We start from the raw sequence: 23,621 nt of genomic DNA, 5'->3' as shown, positions 1-23,621 counted from the left end.
GCTTCCGCTCCCCCTCAGCCCTTGGCCACGGCACGCAGCCGGTCCACCACGTCCGCGCGCAGCTCGGCCGGCTCCAGGACCACCACGTCCGGTCCGAACTCGACCAGCCAGGCGTCCAGGCCGTGCCCGTACGGAATCTCCAACTCGTCCCAGCCGTCGCCGAGTTCCCGGACCTTGGTGGCCTTCGCCCGAAGGGGGTAACCGGAGCCGGAGCGCAGCCGGATCAGTGCCGAGCGGTCGGCGATCTCGCCCGCCCAGCTCGCGACGGTCTCGCGCACGGTGACGACGTCGGGCACGGGGGCGGTGAAGCCCGTACCGCGCGAGCGGACCCGGCCGGTGATCCGGGAGAGCCGGAAGACGCGCTCGGCGCTCCGGTCACGGTCCCAGCCGGCCAGGTACCAGTGGCCGCGCCAGCACTCCAGCGCCCAGGGCTCCACGTGCCGGGGCTCGGGGCGGGCGGCGGAGGCCTTGCGGTACTCGAAGAGGACCGGGCGGCGGTCACGGCAGGCCAGCATCAGGGGCTCGAAGGCGGCTTCGTGCACCGGGATGCGCGGCTCCAGGGCGCCGTGCGCCTCGTAGGGGTCGACGTCCTCGGGCAACCCCGCGGCGCGCAGCTTCTGCAGGGCGCCGCTGGCGGCTCCGGCGAGGCGGGCCTGCTGCCAGACCTTGGCGGCGAGGCCGAGTGCGGCGGCCTCCTCGGCGTCCAGGGTGATGGGGGGAAGGCGGTTGCTGTCGCGGCGGGCGAGATAGCCGATCTCGCCGTCCAGGTTCTCGACGGTCTCGATGACCAGGCCCAGTTCGCGCAGGTCGTCCTTGTCCCGCTCGAACATCCGGTTGAAGGAGTCGTCGCTGCCCGCTGCACCCTTTTCCGGCCTGACGGCCTCGACGTACGCCTCGATGGAATCCCGCAGCTCTCGCTTGCTGAGCGGCCGCCGCGCCCCGAGCAGGCACAGCGCGAGGTTCATCAGCCGCTCGGCCTTGGCAATGGCCATCGACGCCCTTCGCCTTCTCTTTAATGCTTCCGACCGATGACCGTACCGCTCCTCGGCGCGGTGACAAAAGCCGAGGGCCCACGCCCGGACAGGCATGGGCCCCAGGTGATCGGATCCGATCAGACCGCGAGGAGGTCGACCACGAAGATCAGCGTCTCACCGGGCTTGATCGCCGGGGTCGGGCTCTGGTCACCGTAGGCGAGGTGGGCCGGGATGGTCAGCTGGCGGCGGCCGCCGACCTTCATGCCCTGGACGCCCTGGTCCCAGCCCTTGATGACACGGCCGCCGCCCAGCGGGAAGCGGAACGGGTTGCCGCGGTTCCAGCTGGCGTCGAACTCCTCGCCGGTGCTGAAGGAGACACCCACGTAGTGGACGGTAACGGTCTGGCCCGCCTGCGCGACCGGCCCGTCACCCTCCCAGATGTCCTTGATCTCGAGGTCCTTCGGGGGCGCACCCTCAGGGAAGTCGATCTCGGGCTTGTCGATGTTCACGTCAAGGCTCCTGCTTGTGTACGACACGAAACGCGGACAGTCTTTCATCTCCGTGGATCTCCCGCCCGCAGCGGGCGCACGGCGCTACAGCGCCGCGAGGATGTCCACCGTGTAGACGAGCGTGGAGTCCTTCTTGATGGGTCCGCCGCTCGGGACGTTGCTGTAGCCCAGCTCCGGCGGTACGACGATCAGCACGCGGCTGCCCACCTTCTTGCCGGTCAGGCCGTCCGCCAGGCCCTTGACCACCTGCTGCATCTGCTGGAGCGAGAACTGGGCGAGCCGCCCCGAGCCGTACGTCCGCTGGAAGGTTTTGCCGCCGTCCCAGACCAGGCCCTGGAACTGGCACAGGACCGTCTGGTCGGCCTTGAGCTCGTCGCCGTCGCCCTCCAGCACGTACTCCGAGACAAGCTTCTTCGGCGGGGCGGTCTTCGGGACGGTGACCTTCGGGACGGCGCCGTCGGTGTTGGTGGCCACCTTGGGCAGGGCCGCGTCGGTCTGCGCGACCTCCTTGCCCTTCGCGGAGCTCTTGGAGTTGAAGGAGTCGATCAGGTCGATGACGAAGACCAGGGTGTCCGTGCCCTTGATGCCCGCCTGCGGCTGGCCGTTCTTGCCGTAGCCCCAGGTGGGCGGTACGGCGATCTCGACGCGGCTGCCGGTCTTCTTGCCCGTGAGCGCGTACCGCCAGCCGTCGATGATGCTGCCCTGGGCGAGCTGGATGACCAGCGGGGTGTGGCGGTCGTAAGAGTTGTCGAAGACCTTGGCGGTGTCCCAGATCTGGCCCAGGTAGTGGGCCTGGACGAACTCGTTCTCGGCGACCGTGCGGCCACTGCCCGCGATCAGCGTCCTGACCGCCAGGTTCGGCGACGGCTCGCCCGTGCCCTTGGCGACGGTCGGCTTCTCGCCGAACTTCGCGCCCGCCGTGATCGCCGGCAGCGGTCCCTCCACGATCTTGGGCGCGGGCGCGGTGGTCACCGAGGGCGTCGGCGAGGCACTCGCCTTGCTGGAGGCGGACTTGTTGTCACCGCACGCGGAGAGAGTGACCAGTCCCGCGGGTACGGCGGCGAGGAGGAGTGAGCGTCGGCGCACGGAAGAGCCTCGTAATCGATCGATCTTGTGGATTGGCGTGCGCGCAACTCTACGACGCGAGAAGGGCGCCGTACGGGAAACGTACGACGCCCGTGTGGCGTTCCGGCAATACGGTGCGGAAACGCTTGACTCGCTTGTCCTCGTCCGTCTTCGTCACATTCCGGCGATGAGCTTCTCCACCCGGTCGTCCACGGAACGGAACGGGTCCTTGCACAACACGGTGCGCTGTGCCTGGTCGTTGAGCTTGAGGTGGACCCAGTCGACGGTGAAGTCCCGGCGCTGTTCCTGGGCGCGGCGGATGAAGTCACCGCGCAGGCGGGCCCGAGTGGTCTGCGGGGGAACCGACTTGCCCTCGAAGATCTTCAAGTCGTTGCAGACCCGCGCGGCTTGGCCCTTGCGTTCCAGCAGGTAGTACAGGCCGCGGCGGCGGTGGATGTCGTGGTAGGCGAGGTCTATCTGCGCGACCCGCGGGTGCGACATGGTCATGTTGTTCTTGGCCCGGTACCGCTCGATGAGCTTGTACTTCATGACCCAGTCGATCTCGGTGGCGATCCGGTCCAGTTCCTCGGTCTCGATCGCGTCGAGGGTGCGGCCCCACAGCTCCAGGACCTGGGCGACCGTGCCGGTGCGGATGCCGCGGCGGTCGCAGAAGTCCACCGCCTTGTCGAAGTACTCGCGCTGCACCTCCAGGGCGGAGGCCTCGCGGCCGCTGGCCAGGCGGACCTTGCGGCGGCCGGTGATGTCGTGGCTGACCTCGCGGATCGCCCGGATCGGGTTCTCCAGGGTCAGGTCGCGCATCACGGTGCCCGCCTCGATCATGCGCAGCACCAGGTCGGTCGCACCGACCTTGAGCAGCATGGTCGTCTCGGACATGTTCGAGTCGCCCACGATGACGTGCAGCCGGCGGTAGCGCTCGGCGTCGGCGTGCGGTTCGTCACGGGTGTTGATGATGGGCCGCGAGCGGGTCGTGGCCGAGGAGACGCCCTCCCAGATGTGCTCGGCGCGCTGGCTGACGCAGTACACCGCGCCGCGCGGGGTCTGGAGCACCTTGCCGGCGCCGCACAGCAGCTGCCGGGTGACCAGGAAGGGGATGAGGATGTCCGCGAGTCGGGAGAACTCCCCGTGCCGGGCCACCAGATAGTTCTCGTGGCAGCCGTAGGAGTTGCCCGCCGAGTCGGTGTTGTTCTTGAAGAGGTAGACGTCGCCTGCGATTCCCTCCTCGTGCAGGCGTCGTTCCGCGTCCACCAGGAGTCCTTCGAGAATGCGCTCGCCGGCCTTGTCGTGGGTGACCAGTTCGGTCACGTTGTCACATTCGGGTGTCGCGTATTCCGGATGTGAACCCACGTCGAGATAGAGCCGGGCGCCGTTTCGCAGAAAAACATTGCTGCTGCGGCCCCATGACACGACACGGCGGAAGAGGTACCGCGCCACCTCGTCAGGAGACAGGCGGCGCTGTCCCCTGAACGTGCACGTGACGCCGTACTCGTTCTCCAGCCCGAAAATGCGGCGGTCCATGAGTGAACATTACGCCCGATCCCCTGAGCTGAAACGGGGTTCGGCAGCACGATTTGGATCATTTTCCGATGAAGCCGCAACGACTTCGCCTCGCACGGGAGCTGCGAGGACCCGCCCGGTGGCGAGCAGGACCAGCAGGGACACGGCCCCCGCGGCACCGGGCACCGCGAAGCCCCACACCGTGCCGCCGCCCTGGACGACGGGTCCCGCGAGGCCCGTTCCGACCGAGGCACCCACGGTGAACGTCGTCACAAGCCAGGAGAACGCCTCGGTGACGGTCCCGCTCGGCGCGTGCCGGTCGACGATGATGAACGCGCAGGCGATACAGGGCGCGAGGAACACCCCGGAGACCACCGTGAGCAGCACCATGGCCACCGCGTCCGGCACCAGCATCAGCGGCAGGTAACACACCGCCAGAAGCGCCACCAGGAAGCGCAGTCGGCGCTCGGGCACCCCGGTCCACCGGCAGGCGCCGTAGACGGTGCCGCCGGCGAGTGCGCCGAGGCCGAGCCCGGCCATCATCCAGCCGTAGACCGCGTCACCGCCGTGCCCGTCGGCGTACGACACCGACGCGACCGTGATGGAGCCCAGCGCGATGCCGATGAACAGGAAGGCGCCGAGCAGCGCGAGCAGGCCGGGCGAGCGCAGGGCGCCGAGCCAGTGCGCCTCGCGCGGGGCCGAGCGCCACGCGCGCGAGGGCCGCGAGACGACCACGGAGAGCGCGCCGAGGACGCCCAGGAGGTTCAGCACGAGCAGGGCGGCGCGCTCGTCCCACAGGGACACGCACAGGGTCACCAGCAGCGGTCCGACGGTGAACATCACCTCCTGCGCGATCGCGTCCATGGCGTACGCGGTGTGCACCTGCTCCTCGCGGCGCAGCACCGACGGCCACAGGGCGCGCAGGCCGCCCTCCAGGGGCGGGGTGAACAGCCCGGCCGCGGCGACGGAGGCATAGGCGAGCGGCAGCGGGTCGGTGCCGGAGAGGGCGAAGACGGTCATGGAGAGGGCGGCGAGAACCGCGGCGGGCAACTGGACGCGCGGCTGCCCGTGCAGGTCCACGAGCCTGCCCAGCACCGGCTGGCCGATCGCGTTGGCGACGCCGTAGACCGCCGCGAGGGCACCGGCGAGGCTGTAGGTGCCGCCCTCGGCGCGGACGAACAGCACCAGGGCGATCGCGGCGGTCGCGTTGGGCAGCCGGCCCACCAGGGTGCCGGTGAGCAGCCGCAACGCGTGCCGTGCCCGGAGTATCTCCAGGTATCCGGTGGCCATGTACCGCCCTCCATCGGCTCCCCCGGGACGCTTCGAGGTCCCAAGTTTTACGTATAACGTCCTTCCACATACGTACCATGTGCGCTGTTCGGACGTCCAGGTGAAGGAGCAGGCCCACGGTGGCACGCAGCAGTACGCGCCCGACCAGCCGTGACGTCGCCCAGGCGGCCGGGGTCTCGCAGGCCGCCGTCTCGCTCGTGCTGGGCGACAAGTGGCGCGGCCGTGTCTCCGAGACCACCGCCGAGCGGGTCCGCGAGGCCGCGCGCGACCTCGGCTACCGCCCCAACCTCGCCGCCCGCAATCTCCGCCTCGGCCGCACCCGCACGGTGCTGCTGGTCGTACCCGCCCTGACCACGGAGTTCTTCGCGGGCGTCTACACCGGTGCCGCGCGCGTGGCGGCCGAGAACGGCTTCGGTGTCGTCCTGTACCCCTCCCCCGAGGGCGTCGGCCCGGCCCGCGACCCCTTCGCCTCCGCGCAGGCCGCGCTGGACGGTGTCATCGCCTCCTCGATGGCCGCCGACGCGCTCACCGCGATCCGCGGCGACCAGCTGCCCCTGGTCATGCTCGACAGCGACCCCGAGGGCAGCCTGGGCGCGGCGACGGTCAACCTGGACATCGCCGACGGTGTCCGCCAGGTCACCGACCATCTGCTGGGCCTCGGCCACCGCCGGGTGCTCCATCTCGCCGCGGACGTGCCCTCCTGGACCTTCGAGATCCGCGCGCGAGAGCTGGCGGCACGCATGGCGGCGGTGCCGGGCACGGAGGTCCGTACGGCCAGGGCCCCGATCTCCATCGAGCACGCCCAGGCCGCGACGGAGGCCGCACTCCGTGTGCCGGGCCCCCGGCCGACGGCGGTGGTCTGCGACGACGACAAACTCGCCGCCGGCACCTACAAGGCCGTCCGCCGCCTCGGCCTGCGCATCCCGGACGACATCTCCGTCACCGGCCTCGACGACCTCGCCCTCGCCACCGCCATCGACCCCGAGCTGACGACGGTACGACTGGACGCCGAGCTCTTCGGCGAGCGGGGCATGCGGGCCCTGCTGGCGGTCCTGGACGGCCGCGAGCCGGAGGGCGGGAACATCCCGGTCCAGTTGGTCGTCCGAGGCTCCACGGCCCCGCCACGGGATCGCTGAGCGGGGGTCGGCGAAGTCCGCCGCGGAGCGCTCAGCGGCTCTCCAGCACCTCGGCGGACGGCTCGAAACCCGAGCGGCGGTAGAGCGGGACACTGCGCTCCGACGGCCAGACGATCAGGACCTCCAGGCCCTGCTCGCGGGCGTGCGCGCGCAGGGCTGCCAGCAGACGGGCGCCGAGGCCGCGGCCGCGGCGGTCCGGGGCGGCGTAGAAGTTCGTCACATAGCCGAACGGCGTGTTGTCCTCGTACGGCTCCGGGACACGCTCCACGAGCTGCAGGAAGACATGGCCGTGCAGGACGCCCGCGTGCTCCGCGACCCAGGCGAGCCAGCGGCCGCCGGCCAGTCGCTCGCCGATCGCTCGGCCTCGGTCACCGGACCCGGCTCGTGCCATGGCCCTTCGTGGTCCTCCTGCTTGAAGGCCCAGCGCAGCCGGGCCGGTTCGGGGGCGTCCGACAGGACCGCGCGGCGCACCTGGAAGTCGGTCGTCATGCCGGGAGTCTCACGGACGGACCGGGCCGACGGCATCCGGGCTTCCCGCGCCCGGACACCGGTGTGCCCCGGCCAGGACAGCGGGCCGGGGCACACCTGAGGGGCAGGGGGCGGCGGACTACTCCTCCCCGGACTCCTCCGAGGTCTCCGCCGCGGTGGCCGCGCCGTCCGCCTCGAGCAGGCGGGCGAGCCGGCGGCCGACGATGCGCTTGAACTTGCGCTTCTGCGGGCGCGTGCGGTCCAGCACCGCGACCTCCAGGCGCTCGGCGGGGATCTCCCGCTGGCTGCCGTTGGACTCGCGGGACAGGGCCTGTACGGCGAGCTTGAGCGCCTCGGCCAGGGTCATGCCGTCCTGGTGGCGCTGGTCCAGGTAGTTGCTGATCAGCTCGGCGTTGCCGCCGACCGCGACCGAGCCGTGCTCGTCCACGATGGAGCCGTCGTGCGGCAGCCGGTAGATCTGGTCGCCCTCGGGGGCCTCCCCGACCTCGGCGACGACCAGCTCCACCTCGTACGGCTTCTCGGCGGCCGACGAGAAGATCGTGCCCAGCGTCTGCGCGTAGACGTTGGCGAGGCCACGGGCGGTGACGTCGTCGCGGTCGTAGGTGTAGCCGCGCAGGTCGGCGTAGCGGACACCGCCGATGCGGAGGTTCTCGTACTCGTTGTACTTGCCGGCGGCCGCGAAGCCGATCCGGTCGTAGATCTCGCTGAACTTGTGCAGCGCCCGGGACGGGTTCTCGCCGACGAACACGATGCCGTCGGCGTACTGCAGCACGACGAGGCTGCGGCCACGGGCGATGCCCTTGCGGGCGTACTCGGCCCGGTCGGCCATGGCCTGCTGGGGTGAGACATAGAACGGCGTCGACACCGGCTATCCGTCCCTTTCTGTCATGGTCACTGGATCACCTCGATAAGAACCGGGGCCCGCTGCTTCAGAGCAGGGCGGCCTTGGGGCCGTCGGGCTCCTCCAGGCGGCGCTGGAGCACCGCACGGGAGAGCTCCGAGGACTCGTCCTCGGTGAGCCGGCGGAAGCCGTCCTCGGTGATCACGGTGATGATCGGGTAGATCCGGCGGGCGACATCGGGACCACCGGTCGCCGAGTCGTCGTCTGCCGCGTCGTAGAGGGCCTGGACCACCAGCGTGGTGGCCTGCTCCTCGGTCAGGTCGGCACGGAACAGCTTCTTCATCGCTCCGCGAGCGAAGATCGAGCCGGAGCCCGTCGCCGCGAAGTTGTGCTCCTCGCTGCGGCCGCCCGTGACGTCGTAGGAGAAGATGCGCCCCTTCTCCCGGTCCACGTCGTACCCAGCGAAGAGGGGGACCACGGCGAGGCCCTGCATGGCCATGCCGAGGTTGGAACGGATCATCGTCGACAACCGGTTCGCCTTGCCCTCCAGGGACAGCTGGGCGCCCTCGACCTTCTCGAAGTGCTCCAGCTCCAGCTGGAAGAGCTTGACCATCTCGACGGCGAGACCCGCGGTGCCGGCGATGCCGACCGCCGAGTACTCGTCCGCCGGGAACACCTTCTCGATGTCCCGCTGGGCGATGACATTGCCCATCGTCGCCCGCCGGTCACCGGCCAGCACGACGCCGCCGGGGAACGTCGCGGCCACGATGGTCGTGCCGTGCGGCGCCTCGAGCACGCCCTGGGTGGGCGGCAGCTGCCGGTTGCCGGGCAGCAGCTCGGGCTGGTGCTCGGAGAGGAAGTCCATGAACGAAGAGGACCCAGGCGTCAGGAAGGCAGCTGGTAGACGCCCGGTGCCACGAGTATTGGCTTCCACGAGTTTCCTTCCAGATAGGCAGCGGCCCGGCGAGCGGTGTCGGGGTCGTCCCCCAACAGGCCGAGGCCGGAATTGCAGTTGAAGCACAGTACGCCACGGACCCTACCCGTCTTGTGGCAGTGATCCACATGCACGGCGGGGGCATCCAGGCAGATCGCGCACAAGCCCCGCTGGGAGGCGATCATCGCGTCACGCTCGGCTGCGGTGAGCCCGTATTGGCGCTTCAGGTGGTACGTACGGTCGTCAACGGCGCGGCATGCCTTGCACCGCGAGGTCTTCCCTCGGTGCCAGGCAGAGCGCGGCTTGGCCTCTCCACAGCCCTGACAGTACTTGTGACCGTCTGGGACAGCCCCGCGTGGCGGAACCGTTCTGCCCATGGCTTGCTGGCGCTTGCGGTCGGACTCAGCCGCACACTCGCGGCAACGGTGCTGCAAGCCGTCAAGATTGCTTCGCTTGGCCGCGAAGGCTGCGCGCGGCTTGGCTTCTCTGCACCGCGCGCAGCGCTTCACTTCCGGCTCCCCCACCACTCCCGAACTCCGCTTCACCTTCGATTCAAAGGAAAAACGGGCCTACTGTCCACCCTTCTGAACGAAGGAGCGCACGAAGTCCTCGGCATTCTCTTCGAGCACGTCATCGATTTCGTCGAGTACCGAGTCCACATCGTCCGACAACTTCTCGTGCCGCTCCTTGAGATCCTCCGAAGCCTGCGCATCCTGCGCCTGCTCCTCGACCTCTTCGGTGGACCGTGTGGCCTTCTGCTGGCCGCCGCCGGTGTCCTTGGTTGCCATAACCCTCACCCCGCTCAGTTCGACTGCCGATCGGTGATGATCAGACCCTACAAGCCGGGTCCGACATCGGCCCCGCAGTTTCTCCAACGTGCGGGGGCCACCTCGATGATTCCCGGGCGGTGGGATTTCCACCCTGTCCGCCCGGGGTGGTACGCGTACCCGCCGGGCCCTCTCAGCCGCCCGACAGCACCCTGACCAGGTCTTCTGCCGTGCGGCAGCGATCCAGCAGCTCCTTGACGTGATTTCGCGTTCCGCGTAGCGGTTCCAGGGTTGGGACGCGCTGGAGGGAGTCGCGGCCGGGGAGGTCGAAGATGACCGAGTCCCAGCTCGCGGCGGCGACGTCGTCCGCGTACTGCTCCAGGCAGCGGCCGCGGAAGTACGCGCGCGTGTCCTCCGGCGGCTTCGTACGGGCCCGGTCGACCTCGGACTCGTCCAGCAGCCGCTTCATGCGTCCACGGGCCGCCAGGCGGTTGTAGAGGCCCTTCTCGGCCCGTACGTCGGCGTACTGGAGGTCGACCAGGTGCAGCCTCGCCGCGTCCCAGTCGAGGCCGTCACGGCGGCGGTAGCCCTCCATGAGTTCTCGCTTGGCGACCCAGTCCAGCTCGCCTGCGAGGCTCATCGGGTCGTTCTCGAGCCGGTTGAGAGTGTCCTCCCAGCGGCTCAGGACGTCCTTGGTCTGCTCGTCCGCTTCCGCGCCGTACCGCTCCTCCACGTACTTGCGCGACAGCTCGTAGTACTCCATCTGCAACTGGACCGCGGTGAGTGTGCGGCCGCTGCGGAGGGTGACCAGGCGCTTGAGGCCGGGGTCGTGGGAGACCTGGTGGAGGGTGCGCACGGGCTGGTCGACGGCCAGGTCCACCGCGATGAAACCGTCCTCGATCATGGACAGCACCAGGGCGGTCGTGCCCAGCTTCAGATACGTCGAGATCTCCGACAGGTTCGCGTCGCCGATGATCACGTGCAGTCGGCGGTACTTCTCGGCGTCCGCGTGCGGCTCGTCGCGGGTGTTGATGATCGGGCGCTTGAGGGTGGTCTCGAGGCCCACCTCGACCTCGAAGTAGTCCGCGCGCTGGCTGAGCTGGAAGCCGTGCTCGTGCCCGTCCTGGCCGATGCCGACGCGGCCCGCTCCGGCGAAGACCTGACGGGAGACGAAGAAGGGCGTGAGATGGCGCACGATGTCCGAGAAGGGGGTCTCCCGCTTCATCAGGTAGTTCTCGTGCGTCCCGTACGAGGCGCCCTTGTTGTCGGTGTTGTTCTTGTACAGGTGGATCGGCTGGGCGCCGGGGAGCTGTGCGGCCCGCTCGGCGGCCTCGGCCATGATGCGCTCGCCGGCCTTGTCCCACAGGACGGCGTCGCGCGGGTTGGTCACCTCGGGGGCGCTGTACTCGGGGTGGGCGTGGTCGACGTACAGCCGCGCGCCGTTGGTGAGGATCACATTGGCGAGGCCGATGTCCTCGTCGGTGAGCTGGCTGGCGTCGGCGGCCTCCCTGGCGAGGTCGAAGCCTCGCGCGTCGCGCAGCGGATTCTCCTCCTCGAAGTCCCAGCGGGCCCGGCGGGCCCGGTGCATCGCCGCCGCGTAGGCGTTGACGATCTGGGACGAGGTGAGCATGGCATTGGCGTTGGGGTGGCCGGGGACGGAGATCCCGTACTCCGTCTCGATGCCCATTACTCGCCGTACGGTCATGCGGCCCTCCTTGCCCGGCGGCACCCTCGGTCGTGGGCGCCGCTCGCGTACCGCTGGCGCTCCGGTGCGTGTGCGGTGCCCGTCCCCGCACTGCGCGACTCGGCGGTAGGAACGAGCCTAGAACGCCTTTGCGCTGGTGGGGAGATCATTTGCGTCATTGCCTGCTCCGGTCGTGGCCAGTGTTGGCCAGAAAAAGCAGAGGCTGCGGGTACCCGGTGAGGGCACCCGCAGCCGCCCTGCCTTTTACAGGTACTGACCGGTGTTCGCCACCGTGTCGATGGAGCGTCCGGTGTCCGCGCCCTGCTTTCCGGTGATGAGCGTACGGATGTACACGATCCGCTCGCCCTTCTTTCCGGAGATCCGGGCCCAGTCGTCCGGGTTGGTGGTGTTGGGCAGGTCCTCGTTCTCCTTGAACTCGTCCACGCAGGCCTGGAGCAGGTGGGAGACGCGAAGACCCTTCTGGCTCTTCTCGAGGAAGTCCTTGATCGCCATCTTCTTGGCGCGGCCCACGATGTTCTCGATCATGGCGCCGGAGTTGAAGTCCTTGAAGTAGAGGACTTCCTTGTCGCCGTTGGCGTAGGTGACCTCGAGGAAGCGGTTCTCCTCGGACTCGGCGTACATGTGCTCGACCGCCGTCTGGATCATGCTCTGGACGGTGGTGGCCTTGTCGCCGCCGTGTTCGCCGAGGTCGTCCCCGTGCAGCGGGAGGCGCTCGGTGAGGTACTTGCCGAAGATGTCCTTGGCCGCCTCGGCGTCCGGCCGCTCGATCTTGATCTTCACGTCGAGCCGGCCGGGGCGCAGGATGGCCGGGTCGATCATGTCCTCGCGGTTGGAGGCGCCGATCACGACCACGTTCTGCAGGCCCTCGACACCGTCGATCTCGGCAAGCAGCTGCGGGACGATGGTGTTCTCCACGTCCGAGCTGACACCGGAGCCACGGGTGCGGAAGAGGGACTCCATCTCGTCGAAGAAGACGATGACGGGGGTGCCCTCGCTGGCCTTCTCACGCGCACGCTGGAAGACGAGGCGGATCTGCCGCTCGGTCTCGCCGACGTACTTGTTGAGCAGCTCGGGGCCCTTGATGTTGAGGAAGAAGCTCTTGCCCGCGGCCTGGCCGGTGACCTCGGCGACCTTCTTGGCCAGCGAGTTCGCGACGGCCTTGGCGATGAGCGTCTTGCCGCAGCCGGGCGGGCCGTAGAGCAGGACGCCCTTGGGCGGGCGCAGCTCGTGCTCCTTGAACAGGTCGGGGTAGAGGTACGGCAGCTCGACCGCGTCGCGGATCGCCTCGATCTGGTTGCCGAGGCCGCCGATCTGCTCGTAGCCGATGTCCGGGACCTCTTCGAGGACGAGTTCCTCGACCTCGCTCTTGGGCACGACCTCGTAGACGTAGCCGGAGCGGGGCTCGAGCAGCAGGGCGTCGCCGGGGCGGATGGTGACGTCCAGCAGTGGCTCGGCGAGCCGCACCACCCGCTCCTCGTCGGTGTGCCCCAGCACGAGGGCGCGCTCGCCGTCCTCGAGGATCTCCTTGAGGGTGACGATGTCGCCGACGCGCTCGTACTCCATGGCCTCGACCACGTTGAGCGCTTCGTTGAGCATGACCTCCTGGCCGCGCCGCAGATCGTCGAGGTCGACGCTTGGGCTGACGTTCACCCGGAGTTTGCGGCCGCCGGTGAAGATGTCGGCGGTGCCGTCCTCGTTCGCCTGCAGGAAGACTCCGAAGCCGGCCGGTGGCTGGGCGAGCCGGTCGACCTCTTCCTTGAGGGCCACGATCTGGTCGCGGGCCTCGCGGAGGGTGTTGGCCAGTCGTTCGTTCTGGGCGGACACGCCGGCCAGGTTGGTCTGCAGCTCGACGATCCGCTCTTCGAGAATCCTCGTGTGTCGCGGAGAGTCGGCGAGCTTACGTCGCAGGACGGCGATCTCCTGCTCAAGGTAGGCGATCTGCCCGGCCGGGTCGTCGGACCCTCGTCCCGGGCGGATGCCGCGGTTCATGTCGTCGTCGTGGGCTGCCACGGTCCTCACCTCCTCCAAGGGGAGCTGGACGCTTCCAGACCCTACCTGGGTGGGTGTCGATTGAAACCCCTAGATCACCAAGACTGTCAAGGTGTGTCGTCGGTCACCCGGTGCGCTCTCCCTCGCACGGAGGGGATACCCACTCAACGTGATGCGGAAGCAGCTTGTTCCAGGCATCGCGCGGTCGAAACCCTTCAAGGATGGCCGGAGTTGTCCGGTCCGGGCCGGTCGGCCCGTACGCGGGCAGCCCGCAGCACGCTCGTACGGTCATCACGCAGAGCGACGGTCCGGGCGGACGGTGTCACCGTCGGCGCGGCCTGAAGTGGTCGTTCCCCTGGCTGGGACTCCCCCCTGTCCTGGTCGGGCGGTCGTACCCGAGCGGGATCGCGCGGAAACCCCGTCACCGGCGCAAGGATGCCCGAAAGCGGCGGAGGTAGGGTCGAGGGGAGTTCAACAGCCGCTGGAGCGGACCCGGCTGGCCCCCGGCCCCGACCGCCCGGCGAACCGGAAGGGCAGGAGAAGTGACCGTGCAGCAGGAGGCCCCGGGCGGCGAGGCGCTGGAGGTCTGGATCGACCAGGACCTGTGTACCGGCGACGGGATCTGCGCCCAGTACGCCCCCGAGGTGTTCGAGCTGGACATCGACGGGCTGGCCTATGTGAAGGGCGTTGACGACGAGCTGCTCCAGTCCGCGGGGGCGACGACCCCGGTGCCGCTGCCGCTGCTCGCGGACGTGGTGGACTCCGCCAAGGAGTGTCCCGGCGACTGTATCCATGTGCGCCGCGTTTCGGACAAGGTCGAGGTGTACGGGCCCGACGCGGAGTGAGTGCCGGCCGGGCCCGGTGTGCGGCGCCCGGTTCAGACGCTGTGGGCCGCGTCGGGGGCGGAGCGTAGGAACGCGCTGCCGTTCCACTCCCACTTGACCGGGGTCTTCAGGTCCGGGCAGCAGTTGGGCACGGAGTCCGTGGAGTAGCCGAGCAGGGTCGCGCCGACCGCACGCGCGCGGAGCGAGAAGTCCGTGACGGTCACCCGGTCCCGCGGACTGACGAGCGTGGCGACCACGCGCGGCGTGCCGCCGTCGGACGGGCGGGTGACGACGTAGACCCCGTCCGGCGGGGTGCCCATGGAGGAGTCGCAGTGCACCACCGCGACCGTCTCGGGTCTGCCGTCGCCGTCCAGGTCCCCGCTGGCCTGCTTCGCCACCACTGCCTTGAGCGGGCCGCAGTTCAGCGGGAAGTCCACGCCGGTGGTGCCGGGCGGGGCGACGGCCACGTGGGCGGTCCTGGGCTGTGCGCCGGTGGCGGCCGTGGCCGAGCCGGGCTGCACGACGGAGGAGAGGGCCACGACGCCGGCGACGGCCGTGGCGGTGGCGACCCAGTGGATGGGCCTGGTCTGGGTGTGAGCGAGCTCCGGAACGGCGGATTGCTGCACGAGGAGTGTCTCCTGTGAGGGCTGTGCCGGTGGGGGTGGCCAGCATGGTGCCACACGTCACAGTGCGGGGGAACGGCGGGGTCCGGGATGACGAACACGGGCCGCCGGGATTGGTCCGGTTTGTGGCTCCCTGTCAACAGAAAGGCGCTGCGGCCGAGTTCCGGACGGTGTTCCGGGAACTCGGCCGCAGCGCCTGTACGTTGACTGCGGTACGCGGCCGCGTCAGCGGCCGCCTCCGTCGGCGTTGGGGCCGGCGTAGTCCTCGCCGTAGGCGCCCTTGGCGGGGCGGCGGCGGCGCATGGGCGGCTCGACGCCGTCCGCGAGGCGGCGGGCGGTGAGCAGGAAGCCGGTGTGGCCGATCATCCGGTGGTCCGGGCGGACGGCCAGGCCCTCGATGTGCCAGTTGCGGATCATGGTCTCCCAGGCGGTCGGCTCGTTGAAGCTGCCGATCTCCCGGATGGACTCCACGGTCCGGGCGAGCTGGGTGGTGGTCGCGACGTAGCAGCACAGGATGCCGCCGGGGACGAGCGCCTTGGAGACGGCCTCCAGGCACTCCCAGGGGGCGAGCATGTCGAGGATGACGCGGTCGACGTCGGTGTCGGACAGGTTGTCCTGGAGGTCGCCGACGGTGAGCTGCCAGGCGGGGTGGGGGCCGCCGAAGTAGCGCTCCACGTTCTGCTGGGCGATCTCGGCGAAGTCCTCGCGGCGCTCGTAGGAGTGCAGCATGCCCTGGTCGCCGATGGCGCGCAGCAGGAAGCTGCTGAGCGAGCCGGAGCCGACGCCGGCCTCCACGACGCGCGCGCCGGGGAAGATGTCGGCGAAGGCGAGGATCTGCCCCGCGTCCTTCGGGTAGACGACGGCTGCCCCGCGGGGCATGGACAGGACGTAGTCGGGGAGCAGGGGGCGCAGCGCGAGGTAGGCCACGTTGCCGGTGGTGCGGACAACGCTGCCCTCGGGAGCACCGATCAGTTCGTCGTGCGGGAAGGAGCCCTTGTGGGTGTGGAAGTTCTTCCCGGCTTCGAGCGTGAACGTGTAGTGGCGGCCCTTGGGGTCGGTCAGCTGAACCTGGTCCCCGACCTTGAAGGGCCCGCGCCTGCGGGCGGCACCGGTCGGTTCGGACATGTGACCAGCCTACCGGTCCCCGTGGGGGCCGCCGACCACTAGACGGAGGGGCGTGCCATGGCCTTCACGAAGGCGCGCTCCACGTCCGCCGCCGACAGGACGCCGTAGATCTCGCCGGTTTCCTCCACGACCAGGTACTCGGTGGCCGGGGTGGCCCGCAGGACGTCGAGCAGATCTTCGCCGGCCAGCTCGGCGGAGACGCGCATGCCGTCGGTGAGGTCCTGGGCGAGGCCGCTGACCGCGACCCAGGGGCGCCGGTGTTCGGGTACGCCGACGATGGCGGCCTCGCGGACCAGGGAGAGCGGGTTGCCGTAGGCGTCGACCACGACCAGGGCGCGGGCGCCGGCGGCGTTGGCCCGGCGCAGGGCCTCGGACAGCGGGGTGTCGGTCTGTACCGGTACGGCCCGCCGGGTGAGGGTGCGGGCGCGCAGCTCGGGGAGGTGTTCGCGCAGCCGGGCCATGCGCAGGCTGTTGCCGGCGCCGGTCCAGATGATCGCGGCGAGGATGGCGGCGAGCAGCGCGTCGGTGACGGTGTCCATGCCATTGGTCTCGGTGCCGTCACCGCCGAGCGCGCCGGACTGGTTGAGCAGCGGCAGGCCGATCAGGACGGCGACGGCGAGGGCGCGGCCGACCCAGGCGGCGGCGACGGTGCCGCTCATCGGCTTGCCGGTGAGCTTCCAGACGACGGCGCGGAGCATGCGGCCGCCGTCGAGGGGCAGGCCGGGCAGGAGGTTGAAGACCGCCACGATCAGGTTGGAGATCATCAGCCCGGCGAGCAGCACACCGGGGACGGTGCGGGGCTCGACGGGTTTCATGGCGAGGTAGAAGAGTCCGGCGAGGACGAGGGAGAGCAGCGGCCCGACGAAGGCCAGTACGAACTCCCGGCCCGGGGTCTCGGCCTCCTTCTCGATCTCGGAGACGCCGCCGAAGAACTGCAGCTGGATCCGGCGGACCGGGAGCTTGAAGCGGATCGCGGCGACCGTGTGGGCCAGTTCGTGGACCAGCACGGAGGCGTAGAAGGCGACCGCGAAGAACAGGGAGACCAGATAGCGGGCGGCGCCCAGCTCGGGCAGCACGCGGTCGAGCTGGCCGCCGAACACCCAGGTGATCAGCGCGGCGACGAGGAACCAGCTGGGCGCCACGTACACCGGCACCCCGAAGGGCCGCCCCATGAGAATGCCCCCACCCGGCTCCTTGGGCCTCGGCTGCGGCGGCTCGCCTTTGGCGATACCGGAGTGGGCGAGGGAGCGGTGCTCGGAGGGGGGCGCGTCATGGGGCTGGTCGGCAGGGGGGGCCTTGTCGTCAGCGGGCGTGGTGTTCCCCTCGGGGGAATCCCCGTCCCCGGTGTTCCCGTCCCGGGCATCCTCGCTGGGGGTGTCCCCCTCGTCGTCCGGGGAGCGGTCCGTCCCCGGGGTGTCGGGCTGGTCGGCGGGGTCGGTTGTCGGGGCCGTAGGACCTGCGGGGTGCTCGGCCGGCTCGTCGTTGCCGGACCGCGGCTGCCCGCTCCCGCCGCTCACGTCCACGGTGTCCCCTCGTTCGAAGCGTCTGGTCTGAGGTCGATGGTATGCGGCCGTGGTGGCGCGTTTCGCCCCGGCACCCCTTGTGTTCGGCCGCGAGTGGGTCACTGTCAGTGGTGGGCCGTAAGGTCTGTGGGCATGGACAGCAGCTTCGAGGACGCGGCGGCCGAACGCGTCGCCATGGCGCCCACCTCCCTGTCGCCCTCCCGGGCCGGCGACTTCATGCAGTGTCCGCTGCTGTACCGGTTCCGGGTGATCGACCGGCTGCCGGAGAAGCCGAGCGAGGCGGCGACCAGAGGCACGCTGGTGCACGCCGTGCTGGAGCGGCTGTTCGACGCGCCCGCCGTGGAGCGGACCGCGCCGCGGGCCAAGGCGCTGATCCCGGGCCAGTGGGACCGGCTGCGGGAGAGCCGCCCGGAGGTGACCGAGCTGTTCGCCGACGATCCGGACGGCGAGCGGCTGGCGCGCTGGCTGTCCGAGGCCGAGCGGCTGGTGGAGCGCTGGTTCACGCTGGAGGATCCGACGCGGCTGGAGCCGGCCGATCGGGAGCTGTTCGTCGAGGCCGAGCTGGAGTCGGGGCTGCGGCTGCGCGGGATCATCGACCGGGTCGACGTGGCACCGACGGGTGAGGTGCGGATCGTCGACTACAAGACCGGCAAGGCGCCCCGGCCCGAGTACGCCGAGGGCGCGCTCTTCCAGATGAAGTTCTACGCCCTCGTCGTATGGCGGCTGAAGCAGGTCGTGCCGCGCCGCCTCCAGCTCGTCTATCTCGGCAGCGGGGACGTGCTGACGTACGACCCGGTCCCCGCCGATCTGGAGCGGGTCGAGCGCAAGCTGCACGCGCTGTGGGACGCCATCCGGGAGGCCACGGAGACCGGCGAGTGGCGCCCCCGCCCGACCAAGCTGTGCGGCTGGTGCGACCACCAGGCGCACTGCCCGGAGTTCGGCGGTACTCCCCCGCCCTATCCGCTCCCGCTGAGGGCGGCCGAGTCCGGGACCGGGTCGCAGGGCAGAATGGGGCCGGACTAGCGAAGGAGTGTCACGTGGCCATCCGCGTCCTACTGGTCGACGACCAGCCCCTGCTGCGTACGGGTTTCCGGATGATCCTGGAGGCCGAGCAGGACATCGCGGTCGTGGGCGAGGCCGGTGACGGCCTGCAGGCCCTCGATCAGGTACGGGCCCTGCAGCCGGACGTCGTCCTGATGGACATCCGCATGCCGCGGATGGACGGGGTGGAGGCGACCCGGCAGATCACCGGTCCCGACCGGTCCGGCCCGGCGAAGGTGCTCGTGCTGACCACGTTCGATCTCGACGAGTACGTGGTGGAGGCGCTGCGCGCCGGGGCCAGCGGCTTTCTGCTGAAGGACGCCCCTGCCAACGAGCTGATGCAGGCGATCCGCGTGGTCGCGGCCGGCGAGGCGATGCTGGCGCCGAGCATCACGCGCCGGCTGCTGGACAAGTACGCCACGCATCTGCCCTCCGGCGAGGAGCCCGTGCCGGACACCCTGCACACGCTCACCGACCGTGAGGTGGAGGTGCTGAAGCTGGTGGCGCGGGGTCTTTCCAACGCGGAGATCGCCGCCGACCTGTTCGTCAGCGAGACCACGGTGAAGACGCATGTGGGGCATGTGCTGACCAAGCTGGGCCTGCGGGACCGCGTGCAGGCCGCGGTGTACGCCTACGAGAGCGGGCTGGTGCGCCCCGGCGCGCAGTAGCACCGGTTCCGGTAGGGCGGTGAAGGGCGCCCCTCCCTGGTGGGGAGGGGCGCCCGTGCGGTAACCGGGGTCAGCTCTTGCTGAGTTCCCAGAACCGGAACACCGTCGAGGCGTCCAGGCAGTACTCCAGGCCGTAGACGCCGTCGCGGGCGACCGCGTACTGCTTGGCCTGCCAGACCGGCAGGACGGGGAGTTCGGCGGCGACGATGTTCTGGAGCGTGCCGAAGTCCTTGTCGGTGGCGGCCCGGTCGCTCTGCGCGGCGGTCTTCGGGATGAGCGAGCCGGTGATGGTGCCGTTGCTGTAGTTGTTGCCCAGCACGTTGCCCTTGCCGAAGAAGGGGGCCGTGAAGTTGTCGGCGTCCGGGTAGTCCGGCACCCAGCCCTTCACATAGACGCCGTACTTGCCGGCGGCGATGTCCTTCTCGTACTGGTCGAAGGCGACCGACTTGACGTCGGCGTCGAACAGGCCGCTGGCGTTGAGCTGTCGGGCGATGGCCTTCAGCTCCTCGTCGGTGGCGGGGCCGTAGCGCGACGGCGTGGACCACAGGGTGAGCTTCACCTTGCCGGTGATGCCGTCGGCGCGCAGCGCGGCGGCGGCCTTGGCCTGGGAGGGGCGGGCGCCGTAGGTGTCGAAGAAGGCCGTGTTGTGGCCGACGATGCCCGCCGGGATGATCGAGTACAGCGGGGTCGCGGTGCCCTGGTAGACGTCCCGGATGAGGGCGTCGCGGTCGACGAGGTAGGCCATGGCCTTGCGCACGCCGGGCTTTCCGGCGACCGGGTCGTGCATGTTGAAGACCAGGTGCTGGACCTCGGCGCTGCTGCCGTCGATGACGTCGATGCCCTTTTTGTCGCTCTGCTGGTCGAGGCCGGCGATGTCGGACGCGGACAGGCCTCGGTAGGCGAGGTCGACGCCGCCGTCGAGGAGGGCCTTCTTCAGGGCGGCGCGGTCGCCGTGGAAGAACTTCAGGGTGACGCCGGAGTTCTTGACCTTGGCGGTGCCCTGGTAGTTGCCGTTGACCGAGAAGACCGCCTTGTCCTTGTCGAAGGAGTCCAGCTTGTAGGGGCCGGAACCGACCGCCTCGTGGTCGGTGCGCAGGCTGTTCGCGTCGTACTGGCTGTGGTCCACGATCGAGCCGGCGCCGGAGGCGAGCTTGCTGGGGAAGGTGGCGTCGGGGACCTTCAGGTGGAAGACGACCGTCTTCGCGTTCGGGGTGTCGACCGAACCGAGCATCGGGAACATGACCGCGGGGCCCGACTCGTCGTTGATCTTCAGCATGCGGTCGAAGGAGAACTTCACGTCCTCGGAGGTGAGGTCGTCACCGTTGCTGAACTTCAGGCCGTTCTTGAGCTCGCACCGGTAGACCATGGCCTGGCCGTCGGTGAAGGAACACCCCTTCGCCAGTTCGGGCTGCGGCTCGGTGCCGCCCTTGGGGAAACTGAGCAGCGACTGGAAGACGTTGTCGAACAACAGCCAGGAGCCGGGGTCGTAGCCGGATGCCGGGTCCGTGGCGAGGACGTCGTCGGACATCCCCATCACCACCGCCTTGCCGGTCCCCCCAGAATCACCGCTCCCCGATCCGCAGCCGGTCAAAAGGCCGGAGGCCAGCCCCGCCACGACGGGCAGGACTGGCCACTGGTTGCGCATGTTCAATTCATGTGCCTTGTCGTCGGTTTCTCGTCACCCCGGAGCCGCCGTCCTGGCCCCGGGTACCCGGGGCAGCCGTCCCTGTCCCCCGGATGAGGAGAGCCGTCAGCCGCTCACACCACGGCCGAGCTCCCACAGCTGAAGGGTCGAGGAGGAGTTGAGGGCGTACGAGACTCCCGTGACGTCACTCCGTGCGGCGACGTACTGCTTGCCCTGCCACAGCGGCAGGACCGGGACGTCGTCGGCGACGATGTCCTGGATCGCGGTCAGGCTCTTGGCGGCGGAGAGCCGGTCGGCCTCGCGGCGGGACGCCGGGATCAGCGTGTGCTGGATCTCGGCGTTGGAGTACGGCGAGCCGAGGGTGTTGTTCTCGTCGAGGAAGGGCGCGAGGAAGTTGTCGGCGTCGGGGAAGTCGGGGAACCAGCCCATGCCGTAGACGTCGTACTGGCCCTTCTTCTCGGCCGGCCGGAACTCGGCCCAGGGGTGGCCCTGGACGGAGGCGTCGAACAGGCCGCTGTCGTTGAGCTGCTTCTGCAGGATCTCGAACTCCTGCTTCGTGGCCGAGCCGTAGTGGTCGGTCGTGTAGTGCAGGGTCAGCTTCACCGGGGTGGTGATGCCGGCCTTCGTCAGCAGGTCCTTCGCCTTGGCGAGGCTGGGGTTGCCGTACTTGTTGAAGAACGAGTTGGAGTGGCCGGTGACGGTCGCCGGGACCAGCGAGTACAGCGGCTCGGCCTGGGTGCCGTAGACCTTGGAGACCAGTTCGCCGCGGTTGATGAGCTGCGCCATGGCCTGGCGGACGGCCTTCGACTTCACGCTGGACGCGTCGGTGTTGAAGGCCAGGTAGCGGATCTCCAGGCCGGGCATGTCGACCAGGTCGACCTTGTCGTCGCTGCCGGAGTCCAGCTTCTGGATCTGCGCCGGGTCCATGGTGCGGGTCATGACGTCGATCTCGCCCTTGTCGATCGCCGTGCCCATGGCGGAGGCGGAGTCGTAGGAGCGCATCACGACCTTGTTGTTGTTCACCGTCACAGCGCCCTTGTACGAAGGGTTCTTGGTGAAGGTGGCACTGACGACCGCGTTGTCCTTGACCTCGGTCTGGACCGTGTAGGGGCCGGAGCCGTCCACCGCGAAGCCGTCGCGCAGCTTGTCCTTCTGGTAGTCCTTCGGGTTGATGATGCCCGCGACCGGGGTGGACAGCTTGTACGGGAAGGTGGCGTCAGCCTTGTTGAGGTGGAAGATGACCTCGCGGTCGCCCTGGGTCTCGATGGTGTCGATGCCCGAGAGAAGAGCGGAGGGGCCACCGACGGCCTTGATGCGCAGGGAGCGCTCGATGGAGTACTTGACGTCCTGGGCGGTGACCGCGTCGCCGTTCGCGAACTTCAGACCGTCGCGCAGCTTGCAGGCGTAGCGCTCGCTGCCGCTGTCGGTGAAGCCGCAGCTCTCGGCGGCGTCCGGCACGGGGTCGCCCTCGCCCTTGGGCTGGGTCATCAGGGTCTGCACGGTCTGGCGCAGCACGTTCCAGGTGCCGACGTCGTAGGCGTAGGCCGGGTCGAGGGGCGCCGGGGCGTCGCTGGTGGCGGTGAACCGGTCCGTGGTGCCGACGACGATGGCGTCGCCGCCCTTGCTCCCGCTGCCGGATCCGCCGCACGCGGCGAGAACCGGGGTGAGCAGGCCGGCCACCGCCGGCAGCACCAAAGTCTTGCGGTTCATGCGGGAGTTTCTCCAGAGCTGTTCGGGTCCGTGTATCCGGCACGCAGGGGTGGGTGCGGCGGAAACGCGGGGGGTTACGGCGATGTTCTCGCGATGAGATTAGTCCGCGCCCGCAGGAGGGTTCACGGCCGCGCGAGTTGACCGACCATCACGCAGTGAAACCGGTTGCGGACACACAGAAAACCCGACAGCGGCAGGATTAGTGCAGCTTCCCCCCAATCGGGACACAAGGATCCGCCACTTCCCCTCGAACGGGGCCGATCAGCACACTCGGACAGCGTTGTCGAGACCCACCGGGGTGGGGAACGTCACACTCCCAACTGTGCGGGCAGTCAGTGGAATTCGGCCGGGCGGCAGGCTGCGAATTCCGCACGGGTGTACTTCCCCGGATATTTGTCCAGTGCGGCCAATGAGCTTTGCCGCGGATGATCACACGCTGAGTGAACAGCTAGGGCATTTCCGTCATCAGGCCGCGCAGAAATGCCAGGTCGACCTCTTCCAGGGAGGTCACCACGGTGCGTCCCGCGGCCGGGGCGATGGGGGCGACGGAGGGTACGGCGACCACCCGGCAGCCCGCGGCCTCGGCGGCGGCGACCCCGGTCGTGGTGTCCTCGACGACCGCGCAGCGGGCCGGGTCGGCACCGAGTCCGGCCGCGGCGAGCAGATAGGGGTCCGGGTAGGGCTTGGTGCGCGAGACCTCGTCGCCCGCGATGGACAGGGCGAAGTGCTGCGGGCCGAGCACGCTCAGCACACGGTCGATGATGCGCCGGTGGGAGGCCGAGACCAGGGCCGTGGGTACGGCCTGCTCGCGCAGCTCGGCGAGCAGCCGGGCGGCACCTGGCATCAGCGGCAGGGAGCGGCCGATGCGGTCCTCGAAGCCCTCGTTGAGCAGCGTGGTGAGTTCGACGAGGGTGATGTCGGCGCCGGTGGCCTCGATGAGGAAGCCGGCGCTGCGGGTCATGGGCCCGCCGACCACGACATGCCGCCAGGACGCGTCCAGGGTGTGGCCGAGGGCGGCGAAGACCTCGACCTCGACGTCCCACCAGAAGCCCTCGGTGTCCACGAGGGTGCCGTCCATGTCCAAAAGCACCGCCTGCAGCGTCGAGCCTTCGGCCGTACGGGTTCCGAGCGCGGGGACCGTGCTGGTCATCCACGCACCTCCTTGGGGGACGAGCAGGCCGGCTCCCGTGCGGGAGCCGGCCTGCAGTGGGCCGACAAGTGTACGTCGTGCGCAGCGGAAGCGCCTCG

Annotated in this window: 22 protein-coding genes; 4 read left to right on the top strand and 18 right to left on the bottom strand. The window is 69.6% G+C overall.

All coding sequences use genetic code 11. From position 1 onward, the window contains the following. Nucleotides 1–14 precede the first annotated feature (14 nt). The 5 genes from ACH47Z_RS10435 to ACH47Z_RS10415 all read right to left on the bottom strand — a co-directional run bounded on the left by ACH47Z_RS10435 (nucleotide 15) and on the right by ACH47Z_RS10415 (nucleotide 5,353). Nucleotides 15–992, bottom strand: a complete 978-nt coding sequence (locus ACH47Z_RS10435; protein WP_399072696.1) for a helix-turn-helix transcriptional regulator — start codon at nucleotides 990–992, stop codon at nucleotides 15–17. Nucleotides 993–1,111: 119 nt separating this feature from the next. Further along, nucleotides 1,112–1,483 (bottom strand): FKBP-type peptidyl-prolyl cis-trans isomerase, encoded by a 372-nt coding sequence (locus ACH47Z_RS10430; RefSeq protein ID WP_399072695.1) that lies wholly within the window; start codon nucleotides 1,481–1,483, stop codon nucleotides 1,112–1,114. A gap of 84 nt (nucleotides 1,484–1,567) precedes the next feature. Continuing rightward, entirely contained in the window at nucleotides 1,568–2,569 is a 1,002-nt protein-coding gene (locus tag ACH47Z_RS10425) for an FKBP-type peptidyl-prolyl cis-trans isomerase (protein ID WP_399072693.1), read from the bottom strand. A 153-nt stretch (nucleotides 2,570–2,722) separates the two neighbouring features. After that, nucleotides 2,723–4,084, bottom strand: a complete 1,362-nt coding sequence (gene pafA / locus ACH47Z_RS10420; protein ID WP_399072690.1) for a Pup--protein ligase — start codon at nucleotides 4,082–4,084, stop codon at nucleotides 2,723–2,725. Nucleotides 4,085–4,093: 9 nt separating this feature from the next. Next, a complete protein-coding gene (locus ACH47Z_RS10415; RefSeq protein ID WP_399072688.1) occupies nucleotides 4,094–5,353 on the bottom strand; it encodes an MFS transporter in 1,260 nt (419 codons plus the stop codon). A 119-nt stretch (nucleotides 5,354–5,472) separates the two neighbouring features. Here ACH47Z_RS10415 and ACH47Z_RS10410 point away from each other — a divergent pair, with 119 nt between their 5' ends. Then, entirely contained in the window at nucleotides 5,473–6,489 is a 1,017-nt protein-coding gene (locus tag ACH47Z_RS10410) for a LacI family DNA-binding transcriptional regulator (RefSeq protein ID WP_399072686.1), read from the top strand. A gap of 31 nt (nucleotides 6,490–6,520) precedes the next feature. Here ACH47Z_RS10410 and ACH47Z_RS10405 read toward each other — a convergent pair whose 3' ends face one another. From ACH47Z_RS10405 to arc, 7 genes are all read right to left on the bottom strand, one after another. Continuing rightward, nucleotides 6,521–6,880 carry a GNAT family N-acetyltransferase gene (locus ACH47Z_RS10405; RefSeq protein WP_399072684.1) on the bottom strand — a complete coding sequence of 120 codons (360 nt, stop codon included), beginning with the start codon at nucleotides 6,878–6,880 and terminating at the stop codon, nucleotides 6,521–6,523. Between the two features lie 216 nt (nucleotides 6,881–7,096). Next, the gene (gene prcA / locus ACH47Z_RS10400) at nucleotides 7,097–7,843 is read right to left on the bottom strand and encodes a proteasome subunit alpha (protein ID WP_399072682.1); all 747 of its coding nucleotides are present in this window, start codon (nucleotides 7,841–7,843) and stop codon (nucleotides 7,097–7,099) included. A gap of 64 nt (nucleotides 7,844–7,907) precedes the next feature. Then, nucleotides 7,908–8,753: a proteasome subunit beta gene (gene prcB, locus ACH47Z_RS10395; protein WP_399072680.1), complete on the bottom strand. Its 846-nt coding sequence runs from the start codon at nucleotides 8,751–8,753 to the stop codon at nucleotides 7,908–7,910. Continuing rightward, a complete protein-coding gene (locus tag ACH47Z_RS10390) occupies nucleotides 8,705–8,938 on the bottom strand; it encodes an endonuclease VII domain-containing protein (protein ID WP_399072678.1) in 234 nt (77 codons plus the stop codon). The genes prcB and ACH47Z_RS10390 overlap by 49 nt, the downstream gene beginning before the upstream one ends. Nucleotides 8,939–9,322: 384 nt before the next feature. After that, nucleotides 9,323–9,541 carry a ubiquitin-like protein Pup gene (locus ACH47Z_RS10385; protein ID WP_030608326.1) on the bottom strand — a complete coding sequence of 73 codons (219 nt, stop codon included), beginning with the start codon at nucleotides 9,539–9,541 and terminating at the stop codon, nucleotides 9,323–9,325. Nucleotides 9,542–9,713: 172 nt separating this feature from the next. Next, nucleotides 9,714–11,225, bottom strand: coding sequence for a depupylase/deamidase Dop (gene dop / locus ACH47Z_RS10380; protein ID WP_399072675.1), 1,512 nt, complete (start codon nucleotides 11,223–11,225; stop codon nucleotides 9,714–9,716). A gap of 243 nt (nucleotides 11,226–11,468) precedes the next feature. Beyond that, a complete protein-coding gene (gene arc / locus ACH47Z_RS10375) occupies nucleotides 11,469–13,235 on the bottom strand; it encodes a proteasome ATPase (RefSeq protein WP_399072672.1) in 1,767 nt (588 codons plus the stop codon). A gap of 521 nt (nucleotides 13,236–13,756) precedes the next feature. Here arc and ACH47Z_RS10370 point away from each other — a divergent pair. Then, nucleotides 13,757–14,059: a ferredoxin gene (locus ACH47Z_RS10370; protein WP_399072670.1), complete on the top strand. Its 303-nt coding sequence runs from the start codon at nucleotides 13,757–13,759 to the stop codon at nucleotides 14,057–14,059. Between the two features lie 32 nt (nucleotides 14,060–14,091). Here the strand turns inward: ACH47Z_RS10370 and ACH47Z_RS10365 are convergent, their stop codons facing one another. The 3 genes from ACH47Z_RS10365 to ACH47Z_RS10355 all read right to left on the bottom strand — a co-directional run bounded on the left by ACH47Z_RS10365 (nucleotide 14,092) and on the right by ACH47Z_RS10355 (nucleotide 17,309). Continuing rightward, entirely contained in the window at nucleotides 14,092–14,664 is a 573-nt protein-coding gene (locus ACH47Z_RS10365) for a hypothetical protein (RefSeq protein WP_399072668.1), read from the bottom strand. A 222-nt stretch (nucleotides 14,665–14,886) separates the two neighbouring features. Beyond that, nucleotides 14,887–15,786 (bottom strand): tRNA (adenine-N1)-methyltransferase, encoded by a 900-nt coding sequence (locus ACH47Z_RS10360; protein WP_020939007.1) that lies wholly within the window; start codon nucleotides 15,784–15,786, stop codon nucleotides 14,887–14,889. Between the two features lie 38 nt (nucleotides 15,787–15,824). Next, complete coding sequence (locus ACH47Z_RS10355) at nucleotides 15,825–17,309, bottom strand: site-2 protease family protein (protein ID WP_399072665.1); 1,485 nt, start codon at nucleotides 17,307–17,309, stop codon at nucleotides 15,825–15,827. Between the two features lie 132 nt (nucleotides 17,310–17,441). On the opposite strand from ACH47Z_RS10355, the gene ACH47Z_RS10350 reads away from it, so the two are divergent. Together ACH47Z_RS10350 and ACH47Z_RS10345 are read left to right on the top strand one after the other, a co-directional pair. Then, entirely contained in the window at nucleotides 17,442–18,332 is an 891-nt protein-coding gene (locus ACH47Z_RS10350) for a RecB family exonuclease (protein WP_399072663.1), read from the top strand. A gap of 14 nt (nucleotides 18,333–18,346) precedes the next feature. After that, nucleotides 18,347–19,018, top strand: coding sequence for a response regulator (locus ACH47Z_RS10345; RefSeq protein ID WP_399072661.1), 672 nt, complete (start codon nucleotides 18,347–18,349; stop codon nucleotides 19,016–19,018). 70 nt (nucleotides 19,019–19,088) lie between these two features. Here ACH47Z_RS10345 and ACH47Z_RS10340 read toward each other — a convergent pair whose 3' ends face one another. From ACH47Z_RS10340 to ACH47Z_RS10330, 3 genes are all read right to left on the bottom strand, one after another. After that, the gene (locus ACH47Z_RS10340) at nucleotides 19,089–20,669 is read right to left on the bottom strand and encodes an ABC transporter substrate-binding protein (RefSeq protein WP_399072659.1); all 1,581 of its coding nucleotides are present in this window, start codon (nucleotides 20,667–20,669) and stop codon (nucleotides 19,089–19,091) included. A gap of 99 nt (nucleotides 20,670–20,768) precedes the next feature. Continuing rightward, on the bottom strand, nucleotides 20,769–22,373 hold the full coding sequence (locus ACH47Z_RS10335) for an ABC transporter substrate-binding protein (RefSeq protein WP_399072657.1): 1,605 nt from the start codon (nucleotides 22,371–22,373) through the stop codon (nucleotides 20,769–20,771). Nucleotides 22,374–22,821: 448 nt separating this feature from the next. After that, entirely contained in the window at nucleotides 22,822–23,523 is a 702-nt protein-coding gene (locus ACH47Z_RS10330; RefSeq protein WP_399072655.1) for an HAD family hydrolase, read from the bottom strand. Nucleotides 23,524–23,621 lie beyond the last annotated feature (98 nt).

Origin of the sequence: Streptomyces sp. NPDC020192 (assembly GCF_044388685.1) — a bacterium.
GTDB lineage: Bacteria > Actinomycetota > Actinomycetes > Streptomycetales > Streptomycetaceae > Streptomyces.
The sequence above is the reverse complement of the archived record's forward strand: the minus strand, read 5'-3'. Positions and strand labels throughout refer to the sequence as shown.

Excerpts from the sequence above, each read along its gene's own strand:
- ACH47Z_RS10435 (WP_399072696.1), bottom strand. The coding sequence starts at position 992 with ATGGCCATTGCCAAGGCCGAGCGGCTGATGAACCTCGCGCTGTGCCTG.
- pafA (WP_399072690.1), bottom strand. The coding sequence starts at position 4,084 with ATGGACCGCCGCATTTTCGGGCTGGAGAACGAGTACGGCGTCACGTGC.
- ACH47Z_RS10415 (WP_399072688.1), bottom strand. The coding sequence starts at position 5,353 with ATGGCCACCGGATACCTGGAGATACTCCGGGCACGGCACGCGTTGCGG.
- ACH47Z_RS10405 (WP_399072684.1), bottom strand. The coding sequence starts at position 6,880 with ATGGCACGAGCCGGGTCCGGTGACCGAGGCCGAGCGATCGGCGAGCGA.
- ACH47Z_RS10390 (WP_399072678.1), bottom strand. The coding sequence starts at position 8,938 with ATGATCGCCTCCCAGCGGGGCTTGTGCGCGATCTGCCTGGATGCCCCC.
- ACH47Z_RS10385 (WP_030608326.1), bottom strand. The coding sequence starts at position 9,541 with ATGGCAACCAAGGACACCGGCGGCGGCCAGCAGAAGGCCACACGGTCC.
- dop (WP_399072675.1), bottom strand. The coding sequence starts at position 11,225 with ATGACCGTACGGCGAGTAATGGGCATCGAGACGGAGTACGGGATCTCC.
- ACH47Z_RS10360 (WP_020939007.1), bottom strand. The coding sequence starts at position 15,786 with ATGTCCGAACCGACCGGTGCCGCCCGCAGGCGCGGGCCCTTCAAGGTC.
- ACH47Z_RS10350 (WP_399072663.1), top strand. The coding sequence starts at position 17,442 with ATGGACAGCAGCTTCGAGGACGCGGCGGCCGAACGCGTCGCCATGGCG.
- ACH47Z_RS10335 (WP_399072657.1), bottom strand. The coding sequence starts at position 22,373 with ATGAACCGCAAGACTTTGGTGCTGCCGGCGGTGGCCGGCCTGCTCACC.
- ACH47Z_RS10330 (WP_399072655.1), bottom strand. The coding sequence starts at position 23,523 with ATGACCAGCACGGTCCCCGCGCTCGGAACCCGTACGGCCGAAGGCTCG.